The 5,297-nt window shown below is 61.6% G+C and carries 6 protein-coding genes; 1 reads left to right on the top strand and 5 read right to left on the bottom strand.

What is annotated here, in order from left to right; all coding sequences use genetic code 11:
- The 5 genes from VD811_03830 to VD811_03810 all read right to left on the bottom strand — a co-directional run.
- A partial coding sequence (locus VD811_03830) for an HAD-IC family P-type ATPase (GenBank protein HXV20107.1) occupies positions 1-1,365 on the bottom strand: 1,365 nt, incomplete at its 3' end.
- 250 nt (positions 1,366-1,615) lie between these two features.
- A complete protein-coding gene (locus VD811_03825) occupies positions 1,616-2,077 on the bottom strand; it encodes a DUF4143 domain-containing protein (GenBank protein ID HXV20106.1) in 462 nt (153 codons plus the stop codon).
- Positions 2,078-2,394: 317 nt separating this feature from the next.
- Positions 2,395-2,760, bottom strand: a complete 366-nt coding sequence (locus tag VD811_03820; protein ID HXV20105.1) for a hypothetical protein — start codon at positions 2,758-2,760, stop codon at positions 2,395-2,397.
- Positions 2,761-2,787: 27 nt separating this feature from the next.
- Entirely contained in the window at positions 2,788-3,570 is a 783-nt protein-coding gene (locus VD811_03815; GenBank protein HXV20104.1) for an enoyl-CoA hydratase-related protein, read from the bottom strand.
- 80 nt (positions 3,571-3,650) lie between these two features.
- Positions 3,651-4,655, bottom strand: a complete 1,005-nt coding sequence (locus VD811_03810; GenBank protein HXV20103.1) for a YhdH/YhfP family quinone oxidoreductase — start codon at positions 4,653-4,655, stop codon at positions 3,651-3,653.
- Positions 4,656-4,830: 175 nt separating this feature from the next.
- Between VD811_03810 and VD811_03805 the strand changes: the two genes are divergently transcribed.
- Positions 4,831-5,297: response regulator (locus tag VD811_03805; protein ID HXV20102.1), on the top strand; the 467-nt coding region annotated here is incomplete at its 3' end.

Below are 5,297 nucleotides of genomic sequence, written 5' to 3'. Positions count from 1 at the left end.
GCCGGTCTTATCCACCACCAGCGTATCGACCTGGCGCAGCACCTCGATCGCTTCGGCATTCTTGAACAGCACCCCCATCTGGGCGCCACGGCCGGTGGCCACCATGATCGACATCGGTGTCGCCAGGCCCAGGGCACAGGGACAGGCAATGATCAGGACCGCCACCGCATTGACGATGGCATAGGCCATGCGGGGCTCGGGTCCCCAGATTCCCCAGACGATAAAAGACAGGGCTGCGATGGCCACAACGATCGGCACGAACCAGGCGGCGACCCGGTCGGCCAGTTTCTGGATCGGCGCCCTGCTGCGCTGGGCGGCCGCCACCATCTGCACGATCTGGGCAAGCACAGTCTCGGCCCCCACCCGTTCGGCCCGCATCACCAGGGAGCCGTTGCCGTTGACGGTGGCGCCGATCAGCCGATCACCGGATTTCTTCTCCACCGGGATCGGCTCGCCGGTGATCATCGACTCGTCCACGGAGCTGCTCCCCTCATCAACGGTTCCGTCCACCGGGACCTTTTCTCCCGGGCGGATGCGCAACAAGTCCCCCTTTCGAACTTCTTCCAGGGGGACATCCTCTTCCGTACCGTCGTCCCGCAGACGTCGGGCGGTTTTGGGGGCCAGCCCCAGCAGGGCGCGGATGGCCGCACCGGTTCGGCTGCGGGCTCTCAGTTCCAGGACCTGACCCAGGAGGACCAAGGCAACGATGACGGCCGCCGCCTCGAAGTAAACGGCAACCTCGCCGGAGGCATCCCGGAAGGAGGGTGGGAATACCCCAGGAGCAAACACCGCAACGACGCTGTAGACCCAGGCGACGCCGGTTCCGAGGGCAATGAGGGTGAACATGTTGAGATTGCGGCTGACCAGGGACTGCCAGCCGCGAACGAAGAATACCCACCCGCCCCATAACACGATGGGTGTGGCGAGGATGAACTGAATCCAGTTGGCGGTTCGGGTGGGGATGATATGCCCAAAGGCCGGAATCATGTGGCCCATGGCGATAATGAAAACGGGAACGGTGAGTATGAGGCTGTAGAGGAAGCGGCGGCGCATATCCAGGTACTCTTCGCTCTCCTCCTCTTCGGCGGTCGGCATCAGAGGCTCAAGGGCCATGCCGCAGACAGGGCAGGCACCGGGACCTTGCTGAACGACTTCGGGATGCATGGGGCAGGTGTAGGTCGCAGCCTTTTCGCCGGCTTCCGTATCCGTCGCGCCGCGCTCGGCTGGGTTCAGCCAACGCTCAGGTTCGGCAGCGAACCGCTCCTCGCACTTGGCGGAGCAGAAATAGTACATCTGGCCTCTGTGTTGCCGCGTTCCAGCCGCCTTCTCCGGCGCTATGTCCATACCGCAGACAGGATCGGTCATCATCCCTCTCCTTGGCTATTTGACCTTTGCCCCCCTCTCTATTTTCTACTATCACTGTCAGCTTTCCCGTCAAGCGAACACAGACCTCTCTTGCCGGAGGCAATTCCTTAACGATCCACCACGGGTCAAAACATTCCAAAATGTTGTAGCGGATCAATCTCGTGGAACATAAGGGTGGATTTTCCGATCGTCCTACCGGGCTACAATTCCTGATTGCCGAGACCGCCGGAACCCGCTTCACCATGGAATCTCACGACATCGACCAGAGGCTTCGAATCGGAGCGGCGAACAATCCACCGCCAAACGAGACTGTCGCTTCGCCATCGTAAAGCACCACCCCCGTTGCAAACCGCTCTCCGACCGCTTCCTTGAGCTTGCGCAACCCGCGGAAATCAGCGGCAGTGACCGTTGCCAACGCCTTGACCTCGACTCCCGCAACGCGTTGCCCGCCACCTTCCAGGACAATATCGACTTCCACTCCATCCTTGTCACGGAAATGATGGAAGGTGACAGGCTCCTCATGCCAACTCGCACGGCGGCGCAGTTCCTGAAAGACAAAAGTCTCCGCCATCTGCCCCAGCAACTGGCGATCGGATTCCAGCGCCGCAGCATCCACACCCAGCAGGGCGCAGGCAAGTCCCGTATCGCCTGGATGCAGCTTGGGGGTCTTGATCAGCCGGCTCAGGCGGTTGCTGTGCAAAGGTTTCGACATAATCCGGAATCGGCCAAACGAAAACTTATTGTGCGGCCAAATGAAAGGGGGTAGAGCTGGCAACCGACAATCCGGGGCCGTCCCTGCACGGTGTGGCCGACCGGACGAAGATCAGCCCGATGCGGCTCGACCAGATCGAGCAGGAGAAATTCGACCTGCTCCCCGCCCCGGTCTACCTGCGCGGCTTCGTTTTCGCCTATGCCAGAGCTGTCGGCTTTGCCGAGCCGCAAGAGGCCGCCGGGCTTTACCTGGAGCGCTATCGACAGAGGGCAGGAAATATCTGGCCCTCTCTCTCCGGCTGCACGACACGGACTGAATCAGGATCGATGGTACAAGGACCCGAATTTCTTTTTGATAAGAAAGTGGAAAATTGCTCCGATGAGCAAATAGACAGCAAACCCTGCCGACAAAATTGCTGTAGCAAATTCCGGAAATTTAATAGAAGAAAAAATTGATATGGCCAGGGAGACCAGGCCCAGAGCAAAACCGATGGATATGAAAAATTCATAATTTGTTCCGGAATTTTCGTCGTCGACATCAAAAAACATGAACATGATCCAGAAAACCCAGAACAGCACAAACAGCGAGGCCCGGGTCACAGGATTTTTGGATCTTTTTCGCTCCATCATCATCTCCTCCCCTTGCAAAAAGCGCCTGCCTGCATCTTCTCCGGGGCGGCCCAATCCGGACTGCCTCGGTAATCTGCTAAATCACCGGTCACGAAAGACCGCCGCCCGCTTCTCCAGAAAAGCCAGCATCCCCTCCTTCTGGTCCTCGGTGGCAAAGCAGAGACCGAAGAGATCGGCTTCGCAGGCGTTGGCGCGCTCCAGGTCCATTTCCAGGCCGCGGTCGACCGCCTCCTTGGCCAGGCTCAGGGCGACCTGCCCCTTGCCGGCGATCTTCCCGGCCAGTTCGCGCACAACGCTCATCAGTTCCACCGCCGGAACCACCCGGTTGACCAGGCCGATGCGCCAGGCCTCGCGGGCGTCGAGCATCTCCCCGGTGAAGAGGAGTTCCTTGGCCCGGCCCTTGCCGACGAGGCGCGGCAGACGTTGGGTGCCGGCCCAGCCGGGGATGATGCCGAGGTTGATCTCCGGCTGGCCGAGACGGGCCGATTCGGCGGCAATCCGCAGGTCACAGGCCATGGCCAGCTCGCAGCCGCCACCGAGGGCGTAGCCGTTGATGGCGGCGATCACCGGCTTGGGACAGTTCTCGATGCGGCCGAGGATCTTTTGGGCCATCCGGGCGAAATCGCGGGCGGCCACCGCGCCGAGCGGCTGCATGACGGCGATGTCGCCGCCGGCGACGAAAGCCTTCTCCCCGGCGCCGGTGAGGATGACGTCCTTGACCTCCGGATCGGTTTCGAAGGAAGCGAAGGCCTGGTCCAATTCCTTCAGAGTCGCCTCGTTCAGGGCGTTGAGGACCTTGGGACGGTTGATGGTGACGGTGGCGATGCGGTCTTGGATTTCGACCAGCAGGTTGATGAAGTTCATGGGGGGCCTCTTGAAAAATTTGATTTAAACAACCGAAATCATACGACACATATGACGCATGGGACGATGAGAATGCTTCTTCAGCTCTTCAGCAGATTGACCACCGTCCGCCCGCGCAGCTTCCCTTCGAGGATGGCGTGGATTTTCGGCTCCAGCTCCTGCAGGGTGCATTCGCTGGCGGCGGCCGCCAGTTCCTGCGGCTTCCAGTCGCCGGCGAGCTTCTGCCAGACCTGCTGCCGCGGCGCCATCGGGCACTGGGCGGAGTCCACTCCGAGCAGGCTGACCCCCCGCAGGATGAAGGGGAAGACGTTGAGCGGGAGCTCCGGCGAAGCGACCAGGCCGCAGCAGGTGACGGCGCCGCCGTAACGGGTGGACTTGATTGCCGTTGCCAGCATCTCGCCGCCGACGCAGTCGACCACCCCGGCCCAGCGCTCCCTGCCCAGTGGCCGCTCACTCCCTTCCAGTGCCTGCTGCCGGCCGATGACTTCGGCGGCACCGAGCCGCCGCAGGTACTCCGATTCCGTCGGCTTCCCCGTCGCGGCGACCACCCGGTAACCGGCCCTGGCCAGGACGGCCACGGCGATGCTGCCGACGCCACCGGTGGCGCCGGTGACCAGGATATCGCCGGCAGCCGGCGCGACTCCCGCCTGCACCAGCTTCCAGACCGACAGGCCGGCGGTGAAACCGGCGGTCCCCACCTCCATGCTCTCCTTGAGCGAGAGTCCCGCCGGCAGCCGCACCGCCCAGGCCGCAGGGACGCGGACGTACTGGCCGAAACCGCCGGCAGTGTTCATGCCGAGGTCAAACCCCGTAACGATGACTTTTTCGCCCGGCTGAAAACTGCCGTCGGTGCATGCGACCACCTCGCCGGCGGCGTCGATACCCGGGGTGTGGGGATACTTTTTGGTCACGCCCGGCTGGCCGGTCGCGGAGAGGGCATCCTTGTAGTTGAGGGAGGAGTAATGCACCCGGAGCAGCAGCTCTCCTGCCGGCAGCTCGTCCACCGACCGGGTGACGATGCGGCGGGTGAATTTTTTCGGCTCCGTCTCTTCGACAAGCATGGCGGTGAAGGTCTTTTCGGGCATCGGCTTCTCCTTCGGCGTTTTGCAGCAGGGCTGGAGGAATCGGGTTATCATCAATAAGAAACATATAAATCCGCCGGTGACAAGCACCGACTTGAAAGTTGACGGCATCTCTTATGCAATACCCCGTCTCGGTAATTACGCAAGTGGAAACGGATTTTTTCCCGGAGGATGCCCGATGAAAACAGCCCTGGTTGTTGATGACGAACCCTTGATCCGCCGTCAGGTGGCGGAAACCCTCGCGTTCTACGGCTTCGAGGAGATCCTCGAGGCGGAAAACGGTCGCCAGGCGGTCGATCTGGCGCTGCTCCGCAAGCCCCTGCTGATCGTCATGGACGTTTCCATGCCCGTCCTGGACGGCATCAGCGCTGCCGAAAAAATAGGCAAAAAACTTTCCACCCCGATCGTTCTGCTGACCGGCACCGCCGATCCGGCGACGGTCGAGCAGGCCCGTCTCGCCGGGGTGATGAGCTACGTGGTCAAGCCGTTCCGCAGCGAACAGGTCTATGCCGCCGTCGATCTGGCCATCCATCAGTTCGTCGAAGTCTCCACCCTGCGCGACGAGGTGGCCAGTCTCAAGGAAACCCTGGAATCGCGCAAGATGGTCGAGAAGGCCAAAGGGGCGCTGATGAAGAAGGGACTCTC

The sequence above is a fragment of the Desulfuromonadales bacterium genome, from assembly GCA_035620395.1.
Lineage (GTDB): Bacteria > Desulfobacterota > Desulfuromonadia > Desulfuromonadales > DASPGW01 > DASPGW01.
Note: the sequence above shows the minus strand (reverse complement) of the source record. Positions and strands in the feature narration are given on the sequence as shown.

Bases quoted from the DNA above. Each gene is read 5' to 3' on its own strand.
- VD811_03825 (HXV20106.1), bottom strand. From the start codon at position 2,077: ATGTCGAAACCTTTGCACAGCAACCGCCTGAGCCGGCTGATCAAGACC.
- VD811_03815 (HXV20104.1), bottom strand. From the start codon at position 3,570: ATGAACTTCATCAACCTGCTGGTCGAAATCCAAGACCGCATCGCCACC.
- VD811_03810 (HXV20103.1), bottom strand. From the start codon at position 4,655: ATGCCCGAAAAGACCTTCACCGCCATGCTTGTCGAAGAGACGGAGCCG.